Genomic DNA, 18,181 nt, shown 5'->3' with positions numbered 1-18,181 from the left:
TGAATATGAATATGAAATAGGAATAAGTTATAATCTTCTCTGACAGTATTTGTACCATAGAACTTCTGCCACAAGTCTTCATTGTATAACACGCACTAACTGACGAGTTAGTGTCACTGACATGCCTTCTATCCATGAAAAAGGGACGGTCGTCGTGCTAGAAACTTTTTGTTCAGAAAAGGCGTACGAAATAGAGATAAGCATTATCAATAGTTCCGACAGCGACATTTTGTTTCCTTCATATACCTTTACTCTCCCGGTTGAGGTACATATGGAGGTTGACGTAGGTAAGAGGTATATGCAAGCGAGGAGAAGGGTTGCCGATGGTTAATAGTGATATATCTGCTCAATCTGATGTCGTGTTTGAAAATCCATTTCAGATTGAAGACTTGCAGGTGTTTGATCGCGAGACAATGCATAGCATGTTTTCCATTGGTCAGGTCGAACAGACAAGCAAACTGCTTGCTCAGAGTTTACATGGCGTTGCGCCTTCTCTGGTGAGACGTGTCCAGCAAAGCCTGCCACCTGAGCAACAGCGTCTCTTCCAACAAGAGGTACAGCGCCCGCTCTCGTCGAGCCAGATCAAAGTTGCCCGTCAGCATGTACTCAACAAACTGTTCTGGGAACTGATCTATTGGAAAACTCCCGAGTTCTATGAAGAATTGACCGAGGGAGAACATTTGCATCAGGGGATCTTTCAATCGCTTGAGCCACAGCTACGCGGCAAAGTCGTACTGGATGCTGGCGCGGGCAGCGGGAGAGCTTCTTTTGAATGTATACGCTATGGAGCCGCGCTGGTTCAGGCGGTTGAACCTTCACCGGGATTATTGCACTTATTGCAGAAGAAGATTCAGCAGCATGGGATTGCCCAACAGATCGTGGCGGCAACAGGACGTTTTGATCGTCTTCCCCTGGCTGACCATAGTGTAGATACCGCTATCTCATGTTCTGCTTTTACAGCCATGGATGAGCAGGGTGGTGAGCCAGGACTGGTTGAATTCAAACGTGTCACCCGACCAGATGGAACAATTATTGTTATCTGGCCGCGTACAGAGGATCACGGATGGTTTACTGCTCATGGTTTTCAGTATGTTTCTCTGCCAGTCGAGGATGAAATGTGTGTACATTTTCGTTCCTTGAACAGCGCTTTTGAGTGCGCTCATCTCTTCTATGCCCATAATCCTGCAGTGACGCGCTACCTGGAGCAAACCCACAAAGCAGAAGTTCCTTTTTCCGTAATTGGCATGAATCCACCCTGTGATTATTTCTGGCTAATGCTAGAAGCATTAAAGAAAGAATGATTCTCGAAAACTGGATGACAGGCTTCTGTATGAAAGGACACATCTATGAATCCAACAGCTCCAACCACCAGTTGGATGGATACTCCCCCCCGCTTCCCTTTGCTACGTCATTATAGTTCTTTGTTAGTGACCAGGATGCCCTGGTTGGATAAGCTCACCACTCCTTTACAGAATTGGAGTAACAAAGTGTTTGGGGAGCCTGGATCAGAAAGCTATCGTCTCAAAGATTTTCTGGCAGGCGTCTGGTTGGGTCATCCTCTGCATCCCGTGCTGGTGACCATCCCTATCGGCGCCTGGACCGCTTCGCTGGTACTCGATCTTGCCTGGCTGGCTGATCAGGATGATGGTGTGGCTCGTAGCTCAGACATCATCCTGTGGTTAGGTCTGGCCGGGGCCGTTGGCTCTGCCACCACTGGCCTCTCCAACTGGGTTGATACAGATGGTCAGGAGCAGCGCACAGGCATGCTTCATGCACTGCTCAATGGTGGCATTACCGTCTTAAATCTCTCCTCAGCTGTGCTACGCATCACTGGTCAACGGCGCACAGCGATTACCCTGGCGAGTACCGCTTATGGTCTGACGATCTATTCAGCCTATCTTGGTGGAGAGTTGGCCTATTCAAATGGCATTGGTGTGAATCGCGTTATTCCTGAAGGTGGCTCAGATGATTTTGTAGCTGTGCTGGATGAGCGAGAGCTGGAAGTGGGAAAATTGAAACGGGTGGATGTGGCTGGTATTCCCGCGGTACTGCTAAAAGAGGGTGATACGATCCATGCGATTGCGGCAACCTGCTCACATCTGGGCGGTCCTTTGGATGAAGGAACGTATGAGGATGGTGTAGTGCACTGTCCCTGGCATAATTCTGGCTTCCGTATGTGTGATGGTAGTGTCGTAAACAGTCCAGCCGTATATGCGCAGCCTACATTTGCGGTCCGGAGACGCGCAGGCAAAATAGAGTTGCGCCGTTTAGAACACGCGTAAATTACTATCCAGGATTACACACTTTTTTGTTATTCAGTGGGCTATGTCTGCATAGTCCACTTTTATTTGGCTGGAAAGACGATAAATACAGGAACGGTTTTCTATAAAAAGGATAGTACTATCTGCCTGGTAACATTGTCACAAATTATAAATTTTAATAGAATTGTCGGGTTTTATTTGTTGATATTTCCATTGTAATTATCGTTTGAAGAGTATATGCTAGTAACTATAAAAGGAATAGTGTGACAGATCATAATTCTATTCAGAAACGAAGAGGTTACCCGTGCAAACTCAAGAATTTATGAAAACACCTTCTCCAGAATTGACTGACGCTGTATTAGCCCGGATGATTCTGGACGGCGATCAAAGTGCTTTTGAGCTGCTCGTTCGGCGCTATCATACGCCTCTCTTTAATTTTATTTGTCGCTTCCTGGGTGACTATGACCTGGCCTGTGATGTGCTCCAGCAGGTCTTCTTACGTTTTTATCTGTCGCTACCGAAGCTAGGGACTGGCGAGCCTTTCAAGTCGTGGTTATTCCAGGTTGCTCGCAATTGTTGTGTTGATGAGTTACGCCGTCGACATCGCTATGCGATCCACTTTTCTCAACTAGAAGTAGAAAATGGAGAGGGTGAATTTTCAGTTCTCAACGATATCCCTGATCCTGGCCCCCTACCCGAGGAATTGATGGAGCGCCGCGATTTGCAAATACATTTACGGCAGGCAATTGAATCACTGCCTCCAAAATTTCGCTCAGTTGTCGTGCTTCGTTATGCCTCACAGTTAAGCTTCTCTGAGATTGGTCGTATATTGTGCATGCCTGAGGCTACTGCGAAAACGTATTTTCACCGAGCCAAGGTATTGTTAAGGAAAATTCTTAGCGCCCAGACTCATGCCACCTATGTCTAGCGTGGCATGACTTTTTATAAAAAGCAAATGGTTAGCCTATTGGCATCTTCAGAGGCAGGAGAGCCTGTGGCATAAAATCTCCACTCCATACAGGTTCTGGCAGGGATGCTGGACCTTCTTTTTATCATCTCACCTCATCTATTCGTAGCTCTGCATACTACCGCATCAGAGACGTTTGAATAGAGATGGCTGGCTGATACGTGTTAGACACATGTCAGTGAAATCCTGCCGCTTTTGTTGCGGTAAAAAGTAGTAAATTGGAAAGAGGAAAATTTTTATGTCAAATCATCATCCTGTCAAAGGTATGATATTAGATGTGGATGGGACACTGGTGGATAGCAATGATGCCCATACCCATGCCTGGATCGATGCTATGCAGGAACAAGGTCATCAGGTCGCTTTTGAGACCGTCCGACCCTTGATCGGCATGGGAGGTGATAAAGTCTTGCCTGAGGTCCTACATATTGAGAAAGACAGCGAGGAAGGCCAGAAGATCAGTGAGCGGCGCAAAGAGATCTTTAAAGAGCGGTACTACTCGACCGTAAAGGCTTTTCCCCATACCTATGAATTGCTACAGCATATCCATGATCAGGGCCAGAAAATGATCATTGCCACTTCCGCCGAACCAGAGGAACTGGAAAAACTGTTGGTGCTTATTGGTTCGGATACAAAAAAGTTTTTTTTGGCCCAGACGACCTCTAAAGATGCCCCACAATCAAAGCCTGATGCGGATATCATGTTGGCAGCGATAAAACGCATTCAAATGGATGCTTCTCAACTGGTTATGATTGGCGATACCGCCTATGATATTCAATCCGCCACCAAAGCCGGAATTGCTACGATTGCGCTCCGCTGTGGCGGTTGGAAGGATACAGATTTACAGGGCTCTGTCGCCATCTACGATGATCCTGCAGATCTCCTGGCGCACTACTCATCATCCCCTCTCGGCAGGTGAAAGCGGGATGCAGGGGCGATTGCTCCTGACGGAGCACAAGGTGTCCTCGCAACTTCCCTCTTCCACCATCACCCGGAAGAGCGAAGGGCCAAGAATTTTTGCGCATAATAACAGAAAAGAGGTAGCAATTCATTGCTACCTCTTTTCTGTTATTATGATCCTCATGCCATATTTATATTAAAGTCCGAAGTATGAGCGATACTGGTTCCATTGTGCAGTGATGCGACTGCGCACTTCTGAACCAGCGACTGGTGTGAAGAGCAGTGCCGCGACAACTCCGGCAACAAGACCAAAGCGGAACAACGTTTTGGCCCGTTTGCGTTTTTGCTGATAGTGCTCGTATTGATCCTGCACCGAGTCAGTCAAGCCTTTGGCGTTTTTAGCAGCTTTTTGTAAATTTTTGCTGGCTTGCTTCGACGTTTTATTAAAGGCATCCTGTGTTGCAGACAGACCAGATTCTACACTGTCCTGAGCTACGCTTTGAAGCTTCGCAAGGTTTTTCTGAGCCTTTTTCAAGCTCTTCTTTGCCTGTTTGCTATTCTTCGCATAAGTATTCTGAGCCCGACTGGCATTGTCTTGCAAGGCGTCTTGTAAAACAGCTACGGCACTCCTGGCACTTGCCAGGCCTGTATTCGCATTATCTTGCAGATTGGATTGGAAGCCTTGCAGATTTTTCTGAGCCCGTTTCAGATTTTTCTGGTTTTTCTTCTGATTCTGTTCTAACAGAAAGGCTGCTGCACCGGCACCGGTTGCCAGGGCGGCCTGTGACTTTGTCAGGCCACTTTTAACACCGTGTTGTACATTATCTAATGTTGACTGTGCTACATCTTTGGTGGTTGATAGCGTTGTTTTAGCGGCGTCTTTGGTGGCCTCTAAGGCCGATTGGGCAGCATCTTTTACATTTTCATAGGTTGCCTGCGCGGTATCCTGCGCCTGCTGCGTTTTTTTCTGAGCCTGCTGATATTTTGCAGATTGATCAGTTGATGTCAGGCGGTCGAGCAAATGAGCCATACGCCCTCCTTTCGCTTGCCGAATTGTCTATAAAGAAATTTTTAATGTATTGTTGTACTGCTTACTATAAACACGCTTCAACAACGCATGTGGTTTCATTTAGACAAGGGGATGTGACTTTTGCCTGTTGTATTCCTGTCAGAAGCGACTCTTGTATTTCTCACATTTTGCGCTTCCAATTCATGGGCTATTATTGCATCAGTTGCCAGCATGCGCGTGCGATTTCCCAGTCCTCCTGGGTATGGACAATCAGGACACGCACAGCGGAATCAGGAGTCGAAATCTCTGTGTCAGCGGGCGAAGCATCATTCTTTTGGGGATCGAGTTTGAGATTGACAAAGCCTAGCTTCTCACAGGCTCGTGCACGAATAATCGCATCATTCTCACCAATACCACCTGTAAAGGTCAAAACATCGATGCCGCCCAACGTGGCAATCATCCCTCCGATAAAGTGACACAGGCGATCTACAAACATATCCAAAGCCAGCCGTGCGCGCTCATTCCCTTTTGCGATGGCTTCATGGATGGCTCGTACGTCGCTAGAGACACCTGATATGCCTTTGAAACCAGCTTCTTTGTTGAGAATGTGGTCAAGCTTGTCCGCTTGATAGCCTTTCTCGCGTTCCAGATAGAACAGGATGCTTGGATCAATGGAGCCTGAGCGGCTACCCATCATCAGGCCGTCAAGAGGAGTAAAGCCCATCGTGGTATTGATGCTCTTCCCATTTTGAATCGCGGTGATCGAGCAGCCATTGCCAAGATGGCAATTGACCAGTCGTATCTCATTTGGAGTTTTGTTGAGCAGTTGTGTGCTTCTCCGCGCACAGTATTGGTGGCTGATTCCATGGAAGCCATAGCGTCGAATACCCTGTTCATACCACTCATAAGGACCGGGATAAGCTTTGACGGCAGCGGGCATTGTATTATGAAATGATGTATCAAAGGAAACGACCTGGGGGATATCCTTTTTTATACGTTCAATTGCCTCAATACCTTCGAGATTGGCTGGATTATGGAGTGGGGCGAATTGAGCCAGCTTACGAATCTCATCTTTTACATGTTGATCGACGCGTACACTCTCCTCAAACTTCGTGCCACCATGCACCACACGATGTCCGACCACGGCAATATCTGAGAGATCATTGATAACTTTTGTGGGGCCAGACCAGAGCGTTTCGAGCATGGTCTGAATGATTTTTGCGCGCTCATCGGTCGCAAGTTGTTTGTTTATAGTCTGTCCATTGGCTTTAATCTTCAGAGAGGTCTGGCCCTGCGTCTGAGTCCAATCCGCCTGTGCTTCCCAGAGGGGATCGGGTGGTGTCGAACTTAAGGGGCTTTCAACCTCGTACAGGCTACTTTTATGGCTACTTGACCCGGCATTAAAGATCAGGACTTTCATTGTCAGCAGACTCCTTTTATATGTGAGTTTTATAATAAACAGAGATAGGTCATCTATAGCACGTTGTGGTGGGATCGACTGTTACAAGAGAAAAGGGAAGGATGAAGAAAAGAATGTCTGGCTCATTCAAGCATGAGCCAGACATTTTAATGAGCCATAAATTGTTGCCAGAACAAATGCATGCGTTCGCGGAGCGCGGCATGTTCTGGTTTGCGTAGATAGGGATCGCTCTGCCAGAGTTGTTCGGCGGCTGTACGTGCTTGTTCGATTAAAACCGTGTCGCTAAAATCGGCAATCCGTAATTCAGGCATACCACTTTGCCGTACGCCAATGAAGTCACCGGGACCGCGGAGACGGAGATCTTCTTCGGAAAGCTTAAAGCCATCATCGGTATCCTGAAAGACTCCCAGGCGCTCCTGGGCTTGAATACTGGCGTCAGCACTCAGGACATAACAGTAGGATTGATGCTTGCCACGGCCAACACGTCCACGGAACTGATGAAGTTGTGATAAGCCAAACCGATCCGCATCTTCAATTGCCATCACAGTTGCATTGGGTATATCGATACCAACTTCAATCACTGATGTGGCGACCAGAATATCCAATTCGCGATCCCGGAAGCGATGCATGATCGTATCTTTTTCCGCTGCTTTCATAGCACCATGAAGTAAGCCGAGCCGTAACTGAGGAAAAACTTCGCGTTGTAAGCGTTCATATTCACTTGTTGCAGCCTTGGCGGTTAGGGATTCGGACTCCTCGATCAACGGGCAGATAATGAACGCCTGATGCCCTTCTGCGACCTGTTGGGCGATAGTGGTATAGGATTCATTGCGTCGTATGCCGGTACGCCAGCGGGTAATAATCTTTTGACGCCCGGGTGGAAGCTGATCAATGACGGAGACATCCAGATCTCCATAGAGTGTAAGTGCCAGCGTTCGTGGAATAGGCGTTGCCGTCATCACCAGCATATGGGGATGACGACCTTTTTGCCGGAGCGCATCGCGTTGTTCTACGCCAAAGCGGTGCTGCTCATCGACAATCACCAGTCCCAGGCTCTGGAAGGCAATATCGTCCTGAATTAAGGCATGGGTGCCGATAGCTACTGTCGCCTGTCCAGACTCCAATGCCTGGCGAGCATGATTGCGCTCACGTTGGCGCTGGCTACCCGTTAATAAGACCGTTTGTATGCCAAATGGTTCTAGCATGGCGCGGATGCTGCGGGCATGTTGCTCGGCCAGTAGTTCAGTTGGCGCCATAATCACGCCTTGATAGCCATTCAGGGCTGCTAGCAGCAGAGCAGCGGCGGCGACAGCGGTTTTACCCGCACCTACATCGCCCTGGAGCAAACGGCTCATAGGACGGCTCTTTGCCATATCTGCGAAAATCTCATGTATTACGCGTCGCTGTGCGGCAGTAAATGAGAAAGGAAGAGTCTCTTCAAACGGCTTATCGGTCGCAATTACAGACCACAGAGTTGCACCGGTTGTCCCCGCTCTATTCTGCGGTTGGGGAGTGAGTGTTTTTTTCGTCTGAGCATCTGGCTCAATAAAGATACGATGATCGTAGCGCGTAAAGGCATTGCCGTCTTTGGCCTCTTGTTGCCAGCGTGATCGTCTCTCTTGCATGCCCAGTTGCAGCATAAACAGTTCGTCAAACGCGAGACGATGATGGGCGCGAGTACGCAGATCTTCATCATCTGGATAATGAATCTGCGCAATTGCTTTAGAATACATCATCAAATTGCCCGCCTGAAGAATGGAGAGTGGCAAATGCTCGGGCAACATTTTTGCGTAACGATCAACCGCATATTTAGTGAAGCGGCGCATCGACTTGGCGCTTAATCCCTCTGTTAAAGGATAGGTTGGCACCAGGCGTCCTGTATTAAGTAGATCCCCCTGCTCCGGCAACTCATGAGTGCGGACCGCAAACTCAACCTTATTGCCAAAGCGCTGTTTGATGCCCGTGACGACCAGATAACTCCCCTGCGCATTCTGGAGTTGCTTTTGCAGATACGGCTGATTAAACCAGGAGACATACAGCTTTCCCGTTTCATCTGAGATCGTCGCGATAGTGCGTGTTTTTCCATTGCCGGTCCGGGTTGTCTTCACATCCCAGATCAGTCCCATCGTCGTTGTAAGCTCATTAAACGGGACATGAGCGATTTTTTCTAACTGGCTATAATCGCGGTGTTCACGTGGAAAATACAGCAAAAGATCGCGAACGGTGCGTACACCCAGGCTCTGCAAGCGCGTTGCTGCGGTTGGACCAACGCCGGGGATGGCTGTGATGTCGGCACTTAGAAGTGTCAGGGCAACATGTCCCTGCGACATACCAGCCTCCAACTGAATTGGTTCTGCTATCTCATGGACTGTAGGCGCTGCAACCTTTGCAGATTTGCGATGCTTTGTCGCTGCACCATCCATCTCAGTTTTAGCGGTCTTACGATCCTTCTGTTCTTTATGATGATCCCCGGTGGTTAGATCACCTGCTGTTAAGGATTGCTGCGGTATTGACGTTGGACTTGTTTCTACCGTTGCTCCTGTTTGAGAGGTGGTAGGCACAGCACCATCAACCTCATTCAGAATCGCCAGTGCAGCACGCAGGCTGGAGGCACGCTGAATGGGATCTTGTTGATGATAGTTGCTGAGATGTTCTGTAAAACGATGCAGGACTCTGCTATCTTGCCCGGTCGTCTGGCAAAGTGCGCTTGTATCGGCATACCAGCGGGTGATAAACGCTTCTACGCCACCTGGTTTGATGGCTTGATCCTGATGATTGGTCCGTTGTTCATATTGAAGAACTTTGCGGGCGCGTTCTACATAAGTTGTAAGTGTTATTGTCTGACGATTTGACATAAATACGTTTTTTTACTCGATACTGTAACGTTCAATTGTCAGAGTTCATAATAGAGGGTAATTGGAACAGGTGTCAAGTGCTAGAGATAATACTTGAGCTGTTCTGGATAACAAAATTGCTAAATGTCTGTCTTGCCAAATATCTCATCTTGTCCAATTTGTTACCCTAAAATGAATAAATTGTCACTGTACTTTTCTGCTACGAGATGGTAGAGTACAGCATAATCATCTGGAGCATGTGGGAAGGGATGAGAAATGCCTAAATATTGGGATGATGTTATGAAGCTGCTGGTAAAAGCTGAGCCGCAGGCCTTTGTCTCTTTGCTCTTGCAAGGAGCAATTTTTATTAGCGAGCGTGACAAAGAATTACAGGCACGTACGGTCAATGCCGATCTCTTATATAATGTGGATCTGCAGGGTGAGAAAATCATTCTGCACGTTGAATTTCAGCGTCGGCGCGATGCAAATATGGGACGCCGTGTCTGGGAATATAATGTACTGACAGGATGCGCTACTGGCATTCCTGTCTATTCAATTGTGTTGTATCTCGTCAAAGGTGGTAATATTATCGAGTCGCCATATCTGCAGAGATTGCCGAATGGCGAATTGATACACAGCTTCCATTTTCAAAATATTCGATTATGGGAACTTCCACCATCAATGTTGCAGCAAGCTGGCCTGGAAGGCATGCTTCCACTCTTGCCACTCACCCACAATAGCGCGCGACGAGATGTGGTTGAGGAACTGATTACAGACTTGTATAGTACAGGCAAGCAAGATTTGCTTCCAATTGCTTATGCTATCGCTGCCTTAGTCTTTAAAGAAAGCACAGACAAGTTCTGGCTAGCAGAAAGGTTTAACCTCATGCACGACATTCTTGAAGAATCCTGGGCTTACCAGGAAATGGTACAAAAAGGTATGACAAAAGGCATCGAAAAGGGAATGAAGCAAGGGATTAAGCAGGGCATCGAGCAGGGCATCGAGCAGGGCATCGAGCAGGGCATCGAGCGAGGCATCGAGCGAGGCATTGAGCAGGGCATTGAGCGAGGCATTGAGCAGGGAAAGCGGGAAGCGTTACGTGACTCTCTCATTCGCCAGATTCATCGGCGCTATCCCTCATTGGTTGAGCTTGCTCAGGAGCACACGGTTTCTGTTATGCATAGTACTGTCTTGCAAGATGTTTTTGATGCTGTTCTTGATGCTAGTGACGAGGCTGAGGTGAAGGACATTTTACTGCATATTCCTGAAAGCATTTCAGGTGCTCAGTAGACTTTCATATAGTTTTAAAGAGCTTTTATAGTAAAAAGATGAGGGTAGGTGGCAGGGCAAAGTTATGGCCCGGTTTCAAATCTGCCCTCATTTCTTCGTAATGTGCTCAGGCTGATTTGTTGTTGCGCTTGGATGGGGCGCTGAAATGGATTTCCAGGGCTTTATTTACGAAACGTGCGACGGTTGCTTCTTGATTGATGAGCACATTGGGAAGCGAGATTTCGCGTTTGAAATTGCCAATTTCCACCACCATCTCATCACCTTTTTTGCTCATGACGACTTTATTCATTTCTACATGAGGGAGCGGGAGGCGCAGGATATAGCTGTCTCCTTCGCGTACAATTTCTTGTACTTGCCCCTTGTGGAAAACTTGTGTGGGATCGGTGTCGCCGAAAATGGTGTCGGCAAGTTTTCCCAGCGCTTCGATACCCAGAATCTCTCGTGACCGATAAGGGGCTTCCCAGACTGGCAAGGGCGCGAATGTAGTGTGGATGCTCTGCCGTAGCTTCTCTTGCGTACGATAGAGATCCTGCATAAATGCGTCCTGATAGTCTCCCGGTTGGATTACACGGTTGCAGACAACTGCATCGATAGGATAGCCGAATAATGCCAGATAGGTCTCTGCACGCAGGGCCTCTTTGATGACCATGCGTTCTGGATTGACGACTGGACGATATGAACTGACAGTTGGATCGCTGAGAACCTCTCGTAGCGTCTTGACCCGCTCACTCAATGCATTTACCGCATCCATAATCTCCGTAGTTGAGACAGGTAGCATGGCTTTGATTAAGGGACGTGCCAGATTAAAACCTGCCCCCTGCAAGCCCATCAGGCGTCCTACATACCACTGAAATGTATCTGGCATGCTGAGGAGGCGCACCGTTTCACCGGTTGGCGCTGCATCAATCACTACCACATCAAAGTTTCCATCGCGTGCATTGCGATAAATGTTGATCAGGCTTACAATCTCATCCATGCCGGGAATCATGGCTAGCTCATCCGCCAGAACGGCGTTAATGCCCTGTTTTTTGAGCGTTTTGGTCATTGATTCTTGCAGTTTTCCCCAGCCCTGTCGCATTTCATCCAGTACATTGACTTCCTGGGCCCAGAGATTAGAGGCTAGCTCTTTGGGTTCTGACGTTAGATTTACTTGTAAGCAATCTGCCAGGCTATGGGCTAGATCTGTACTTACAACAAGTGTCCGTTTCCCCTGCAATGCAGAGCGGACAGCGGTTGCGGCAGAAACGGTGGTTTTGCCTACACCACCTTTGCCAAGGTAAAGAATGATACGCATTGAAATCCTTATCTGATTAGTTGATTTTTTATACTTCAATGACCGCCTGAACGGTCTGCAGATCATTTATTGTTCTAGTATATGTACGCAAATCGTAGTGCTTAGGTTTGATGCGTCATTCTTGTTGTGGTTTAGCCACATGTTACCCATTTCTATCATAAACTTGCATCTATTTTATCGAATATGTTGAATGCACAGGTAAGCATTCATGTTGAGATTAAAAAAGGTTGTTCCATGGGTCAATCGCGTGCGCAATTGCTGCGTTTTACTTTTTAGATGCACTTTTCAGGATTTTAAGCACAATGATCCAGTACACTATGAGTAACCTGGAGCTTTAGCACCGTCAGGTGCAGGAAAGTACTGGTTGCTAACAATGAATAGGAGATATGTGATGCGTCAGGCACAGCAGGTGAGCGATGCCTATGAACACTGTCGTCAGGTGACGCAACGAGCATCTAAGACCTTTTATTGGGGCTCTGTTTTTATGCCGCCTGCGAAGAGACAGGCGATCTGGGCCATTTATGCATTCTGTCGGAAGGTTGATGATGTTGTTGATGAAGCGACAGAGGGGAATGTTCCCCGCATCGGGCATCTGCAAGGATCACATTCTCCTGTCAGGGTCATTGATGAATGGCGCATGGCTCTGATACATTTGTATGAGCAAGGGATTGCTAACGATGATCCTATTTTACGCGCCTGGGAACATGTGCTCCAGCATTATACTGTTCCACTCAAGCCTGTGCTTGAATTACTGGAGGGGGTCGAGATGGATCTGGCGCAGACGCGCTATCGCACCTTCGATGATCTACGACTCTATTGTTATCGCGTCGCAGGCACGGTAGGTCTTTTATCTACCTCGATCTTTGGCTATACTGATGAGCGTGCCCTGAACTATGCCGTCGAGCTGGGGATTGCACTCCAGTTGACAAACATTTTGCGTGATGTTGGCGAGGATGCGCGCAATGGACGCATTTATCTCCCTCTGGATGAGTTGGAGCGCTTCGACTATCGCGAAAGTGATTTAATGGCAGGTGTGATTAACGCTTCTTTTCAGAATCTCATCCAGTTTCAGATGCAGCGTGCCGAGGAGTATTATGATGCGGCCGTGCCTGGTATAGAGATGCTCAATGCTGATTGTCAGTTGGCTGTACGCCTCAGTGGGACGCTCTATCGACATATCTTGCTGCGTATTCGTGCGAATAATTTTGATGTTTTTACTATGCGTGCTAGCGTTCCTCTGCAGACAAAGCTTGTAACCGCTTCAACACACTGGTTTATGCAGCAGCTTGATCTCTACAATAAAGGCTCACACGATGTGCTTCGCCAGAAAGTTGCCCCTTCCCATTACCAGGCCTAAAAAAGAAGCCCGCTACTTCTAACAAGTAGCGGGCCTCAGGGTTCTAAATAAGAGGATTGTGTATAAATATGGCGTCCCACAAAATTAAAGATCGACTTTACCGTTTACTACAAGCAGTTTCAGAAATTCAAAATGCCGTAGCACTTCTACCCGGTCACTGCCCCCATGTTGATACCACTGTCGAAGCCAGAGAAGCGAAATAATCTCATCCTGATTGAAGCCAGTCAGAGTCAGCATATCTGTTTCAGATTCAGTAGTGCCTGGGTTTTTTACCATTTCTAGAGGCTGTGTATTCATAATTGTTCCTTCCACCAATGCCTTTAACAGGCATTTCACCGCTGCATGGTTCCCGCTTTTTATAAATGTACCCGTCTCCTGTCCAGAGAAATGAACCCTGATACAGTAAACGTGGGAAGTAGTCCTTTTTCAAATATCTGTTTCTGTTTTGTACCATCCGATGCGCAGTTTCCCTACCACTTTATTCCCACTTTGCTAAGTATAAGCGGAAAGAGGACGCAGTAGCTATCTACTATGCGACAGTTTCAGTGTGAAATAGCTCACATTTGTAGGTCTCTTCTCATCTATTCTGCCTCTGTATTGCTGAGCCAGTGTAGATGAACTATCTGCCCTATATACGTTTGACGTTCAAGAAAGGTTCCACACCCTTCCCGGAAAAAAGTTTCTTCCCTTATTAACACGTTTATCTGGGTCTATATTTTTAGAATGCAGGGGCAATTTTGAGTACTTTCCATCTTACCTTCTATAGACGTTTGATGTAGTGAAATGGGGGCACCCCGAAGAGAAATAAAAGGATAGTTTGGAGATTCTCTCTTCCCCTCAAACACTTTATATGGAAGCAAAAATAAAAAGCACACGAATATCAAAAGAGGTATCCGTGTGCTTTTTTGACTATCTGTTTAAGCAGGGCGGACCACGATGTTGACCAGTTTGCCTGGTACATAAATGACTTTGAGTATTTTTGCTGTCCCAATAAATGATTGCACACGTGGATTGTTCAGAGCCAGTGTACGCACTTCTTCTTCACTGATATCAGCGGCGACTTCAATGCGCTCTCTGACCTTACCATTCAATTGAATAACCAGTGTAAACGCTTCATCTTTGGTCAGTTCCTCTTCATAGACGGGCCACTCGGAGGTATGAATACTGTTTTTATGATTGCTCTGCTGCCACAGTTCTTCTGTGATATGTGGCGCGAATGGAGCCAGCAGTTGCAGCAGGGTCTGTAGCGCTTTTTGATACGTAGCGCTCTGGGCCACTGGATTGTGCTGTTGCTTGATCAGGGCATTATTGAATTCCATCAGTCCAGCCAGTGCGGTATTGAAGTGGAAATGCTTCAGATCTTCCGTAACACGTTTGATTGTTTTATGGCGCAGACGTTCAATAGCCTGACTATCCTTTGTCTCAACCGTATTGGGATGATCAATCCAGCTCTCACCTATCAGACTCCAGACGCGATTCAGGAAGCGCCAGATGCCCTCCAGGTTTTCGGCACGGAAGGAACCACCCGCATCAAATGGACCGATGAACATCATATAGCAGCGTACTGTGTCGGTTCCATATTTCTCGACATATTTGTCAGGAGCCTCGACATTACCGCGTGACTTCGACATCTTCTGACCATCGGCACCCAATACCATACCCTGATGGAACAGGCGCTTGAATGGTTCGTCAAAGGTGATATGTCCCATGTCGTGTAAGGCCTTGATGAAGAAGCGTGCATACAGCAGATGCAGGATCGCGTGCTCGATGCCACCGACATATTGATTGACAGGCAGCCATTGCTGCATCTTTTCAGGACTCCAGGGCACCTCGCTATTGTGAGGATCTGCATAGCGCAGATAATACCAGGACGAGTCGATAAACGTATCCATGGTATCGGCCTCACGGGTTGCTGGACCACCACAAACGGGACAGGTCGTGTTCACGAAATCTGGTTCATAACGCAGTGGAGATTCGCCTGTAGCCTTGAATTGCACGTTCTCTGGCAGCCAGACCGGTAGTTGATCCTCTGGTACGGGGACCGTGCCATGCTCTGGACAATAGACGATTGGAATGGGTGCGCCCCAATAGCGCTGCCGACTGATCAGCCAGTCGCGCAGGCGATAATTGATCTTCCGGGTGCCGATCCCTTTTTCTTCGATATAGTCAATCACACGTGCCTTTGCTTCTGCAGCAGGTGTCCCATTGAAAGGACCAGAATTGACCAGTTCCCCCAGGGCCTCTCTGGCCTCAGTCCAGGTGGTGGGATCGCTCGGTTCCTCATCGCTAGCGCGAATCACTTCGCGGATCGTAATGCTGAATTTACGGGCGAACTCAAAGTCGCGCTGATCATGTGCCGGTACACCCATAATCGCACCTGCGCCATAGCTCATCAGAACATAATCGGCAATCCAGACAGGTGTTTTTTCGCCGCTGACAGGATTGGTGACATAGCCTCCCGTGAAGACGCCTGATTTCTCTTTCTCTGAACTCATCCGTTCGATCTCAGTCATGCGACGGGCTTGTCCAACATAGGCCTCAACTTCAGCCTGTTGCTCTGGCGTGGTAATCTTCTCCACCCAGGGATGTTCAGGGGCCAGCACAAAGAATGTCGCGCCATAGATCGTATCAGGACGTGTTGTAAAGACCGGAATCTCCTCTTGCTGACCAGCTATCTCGGCTTTAAAGCGAATCTCAGCACCTTCGCTCCGACCGATCCAGTTGCGTTGCATCGTGATGGTCTTTTCGGGCCAATCTTCAACCTCCGCGAAGTCCAGCAGGCGCTCAGCATAGGAAGAAATTTTCAGTAGCCATTGATCAATCTCTTTGCGGATCACCACGCTGCCGCAACGTTCACAGGTGTTATCTGCCAGCACTTGCTCGTTTGCCAGGGTGGTATTACAACTGGAGCACCAGTTCGCAGGAGCCTTGGTCCGATAGGCCAGCCCCTGTTTATAGAATTGTAAGAACAGCCACTGTGTCCATTTGTAGTACTCTGGCTGGCAGGTCACAACTTCGCGCTGCCAATCCCATTGAGCGCCCATTGCCCGTAATTGCTTGCGCATATTGTCAATGTTAGACAGAGTCCAGGTACGAGCCTGGATACCGCGTTTGATGGCGGCATTTTCCGCAGGCAGGCCAAAGGCATCAAAGCCAATGGGTTGCATCACATTATAGCCCTGCATACGTTTGAAACGGCCATAAGCGTCGAAAGGAGAATAGTTATACCAGTGGCCCATATGGAGATCCCCGGAAGGATAAGGGAACATGACCAGATTATAAAAATTGGGTTTGGATGAATTATCGGATGCATGATAGATCTGATCTGCATCCCATTGTGATTGCCATTTTGGCTCAACTTCTTTGGGATCATATTTGGTGCGTGTAATCATTGGGCCTCCCCCATTGTGACTTGTAATATGTTCTCAACAATAAAAAACCTTTCATCCGCAAGGGACGAAAGGTTTTTCCGTGGTACCACCCTGATTTTCGATCAATGGTGGCATTGGTGGACCTGAGGAGACTCGAACTCCTGACCTCCTCCATGCCATGGAGGCGCTCTACCAGCTGCGCTACAAGCCCAAATTGTTCTGGTATGCTACCAAACCAAGATCTACTCTTAGTTTACGCGATAACGGGCGTCCCGAAAAGCATTATTTCAGAATGAAGGACATTCTTTTTTCATGCTTATTGCTCACAGGCGAGTTCAGTCTATCTTATGCAGTCTCGCACCAACCGGCTGCTCTCTGTTGCAAGGGCGACCTACTACTCCTGCTCGTCGCTTCTGAATGTTACTTAAAGTATAACATATGTGTATGCGATAGGCAAGATGCGCATGGCATAGAAACACACTTTCTATGCTGGTGCGATCAAGTGGAGACGAGGGGAATCGAACCCCTGACCTCGACAGTGCGATTGTCGCGCTCTACCAACTGAGCCACGTCCCCGTGCGAGATTGATAATAGCACACTGTGCATTGATTGTAAACCCCTTTCACGATCAATTTTCTGGGATCGGGCAAATTTCATCTTGTTCACTTTCTCACAAATAGCTAACAAGCTCTAAAATAAGGGCCCAAAAGGTTACATAAACTCTCGAAAAAGGGAACCATATTGCGTATAGTGTTAGTGAACACAACCGCCATTGAGAATTTTTTGATTGCCCTGTATCTGGCGGAGGGGTTATATGTTGAGAGGTAGAGATTCTATGATGTATTATCGTGTTGCTTTTTATGTAGAGCAAACGTCCACTGAAAATAGAGAATTGACAGAACTGGTTCACAGTCATTGTCAGGCTGTGGCAGAAGATATGGTGTGGAAATGGCGCTCAACTCTGTTGACCTCTCCACATGCTTTATTGACATTATTGCGCGCTTATAGTTATATCCCCAAAGAATTAATTCGCGTCTTTTTTGCTTCTTCCGAGGCCGAGATGGAAGATATGCTGGCACGTCAGAATGAAGGCACTATTTCCAGTTCCGTCACGGCTGAACAGTTCTTATCTGGTACCAGAATGAATACGATGGATGTGCGCCGTTTGGAATTTGAGCTCAGCAGCAAGCCTGATCACGATAAATCCTATACATTTGCCTTACCTCTGTCTATGTTAGAAATGATGGCCTGGGCAAAACTGGTCGAGAAGAGACGCCAGGGACTGTTAGAAAGCTAAGATCGTGAAGGCAGTCGGATAGATACACTTTAAGCGATAAATGGCGACATTTCAGCTTTGAATTGATCGATTGTTTCGCTGCCATTGACACGGGGCGAAATCAGCTGCTATCCTCTGGCGTGGCACGTTGTACCACAAAGGGCAGATTGTGAAAGAGATTGGTGGCATAAGTGCCGGTAACCGA

At 47.7% G+C, this 18,181-nt stretch carries 13 protein-coding genes and 2 tRNA genes; 7 read left to right on the top strand and 8 right to left on the bottom strand.

Going from position 1 to position 18,181, the window contains the following annotated elements:
- The first annotated feature begins 323 nt into the window (after positions 1-323).
- The 4 genes from F1593_RS08660 to F1593_RS08645 all read left to right on the top strand — a co-directional run bounded on the left by F1593_RS08660 (position 324) and on the right by F1593_RS08645 (position 4,144).
- Positions 324-1,301: a class I SAM-dependent methyltransferase gene (locus F1593_RS08660; RefSeq protein ID WP_149401159.1), complete on the top strand. Its 978-nt coding sequence runs from the start codon at positions 324-326 to the stop codon at positions 1,299-1,301.
- A 45-nt stretch (positions 1,302-1,346) separates the two neighbouring features.
- A complete protein-coding gene (locus tag F1593_RS08655) occupies positions 1,347-2,282 on the top strand; it encodes a Rieske 2Fe-2S domain-containing protein (protein WP_149401158.1) in 936 nt (311 codons plus the stop codon).
- A 283-nt stretch (positions 2,283-2,565) separates the two neighbouring features.
- The gene (locus tag F1593_RS08650) at positions 2,566-3,189 is read left to right on the top strand and encodes an RNA polymerase sigma factor (protein WP_235932525.1); all 624 of its coding nucleotides are present in this window, start codon (positions 2,566-2,568) and stop codon (positions 3,187-3,189) included.
- 277 nt (positions 3,190-3,466) lie between these two features.
- On the top strand, positions 3,467-4,144 hold the full coding sequence (locus F1593_RS08645) for an HAD family hydrolase (protein WP_149401157.1): 678 nt from the start codon (positions 3,467-3,469) through the stop codon (positions 4,142-4,144).
- A gap of 177 nt (positions 4,145-4,321) precedes the next feature.
- Here the strand turns inward: F1593_RS08645 and F1593_RS08640 are convergent, their stop codons facing one another.
- From F1593_RS08640 to recG, 3 genes are all read right to left on the bottom strand, one after another.
- On the bottom strand, positions 4,322-5,155 hold the full coding sequence (locus F1593_RS08640) for a hypothetical protein (protein WP_149401156.1): 834 nt from the start codon (positions 5,153-5,155) through the stop codon (positions 4,322-4,324).
- A 190-nt stretch (positions 5,156-5,345) separates the two neighbouring features.
- Positions 5,346-6,554, bottom strand: coding sequence for an acetate/propionate family kinase (locus F1593_RS08635; RefSeq protein WP_149401155.1), 1,209 nt, complete (start codon positions 6,552-6,554; stop codon positions 5,346-5,348).
- 146 nt (positions 6,555-6,700) lie between these two features.
- Positions 6,701-9,409 (bottom strand): ATP-dependent DNA helicase RecG, encoded by a 2,709-nt coding sequence (gene recG / locus F1593_RS08630; protein ID WP_149401154.1) that lies wholly within the window; start codon positions 9,407-9,409, stop codon positions 6,701-6,703.
- A 255-nt stretch (positions 9,410-9,664) separates the two neighbouring features.
- Here recG and F1593_RS08625 point away from each other — a divergent pair, with 255 nt between their 5' ends.
- On the top strand, positions 9,665-10,678 hold the full coding sequence (locus F1593_RS08625; protein ID WP_149401153.1) for a FliH/SctL family protein: 1,014 nt from the start codon (positions 9,665-9,667) through the stop codon (positions 10,676-10,678).
- A 106-nt stretch (positions 10,679-10,784) separates the two neighbouring features.
- Here the strand turns inward: F1593_RS08625 and F1593_RS08620 are convergent, their stop codons facing one another.
- Entirely contained in the window at positions 10,785-11,972 is a 1,188-nt protein-coding gene (locus F1593_RS08620; RefSeq protein WP_149401152.1) for an ArsA family ATPase, read from the bottom strand.
- Between the two features lie 391 nt (positions 11,973-12,363).
- Here F1593_RS08620 and F1593_RS08615 point away from each other — a divergent pair, with 391 nt between their 5' ends.
- A complete protein-coding gene (locus F1593_RS08615) occupies positions 12,364-13,329 on the top strand; it encodes a phytoene/squalene synthase family protein (protein WP_172631968.1) in 966 nt (321 codons plus the stop codon).
- Between the two features lie 84 nt (positions 13,330-13,413).
- On the opposite strand, the gene F1593_RS08610 is transcribed toward F1593_RS08615, so the two are convergent.
- The 4 genes from F1593_RS08610 to F1593_RS08595 all read right to left on the bottom strand — a co-directional run bounded on the left by F1593_RS08610 (position 13,414) and on the right by F1593_RS08595 (position 17,276).
- Positions 13,414-13,626, bottom strand: a complete 213-nt coding sequence (locus F1593_RS08610) for a hypothetical protein (RefSeq protein WP_149401150.1) — start codon at positions 13,624-13,626, stop codon at positions 13,414-13,416.
- Positions 13,627-14,246: 620 nt separating this feature from the next.
- On the bottom strand, positions 14,247-16,721 hold the full coding sequence (leuS, locus tag F1593_RS08605; protein ID WP_149401149.1) for a leucine--tRNA ligase: 2,475 nt from the start codon (positions 16,719-16,721) through the stop codon (positions 14,247-14,249).
- A gap of 114 nt (positions 16,722-16,835) precedes the next feature.
- Positions 16,836-16,911: transfer RNA gene (locus F1593_RS08600), tRNA-Ala, on the bottom strand.
- Between the two features lie 292 nt (positions 16,912-17,203).
- Positions 17,204-17,276 (bottom strand) — tRNA-Ala (locus F1593_RS08595).
- 259 nt (positions 17,277-17,535) lie between these two features.
- On the opposite strand from F1593_RS08595, the gene F1593_RS08590 reads away from it, so the two are divergent.
- Positions 17,536-17,997 carry a hypothetical protein gene (locus tag F1593_RS08590; protein ID WP_149401148.1) on the top strand — a complete coding sequence of 154 codons (462 nt, stop codon included), beginning with the start codon at positions 17,536-17,538 and terminating at the stop codon, positions 17,995-17,997.
- The last annotated feature ends 184 nt before the right edge of the window (positions 17,998-18,181 follow it).

This window comes from Dictyobacter arantiisoli, assembly GCF_008326305.1.
Lineage (GTDB): Bacteria > Chloroflexota > Ktedonobacteria > Ktedonobacterales > Ktedonobacteraceae > Dictyobacter > Dictyobacter arantiisoli.
This window is presented reverse-complemented; position numbering and strand designations above follow the sequence as displayed.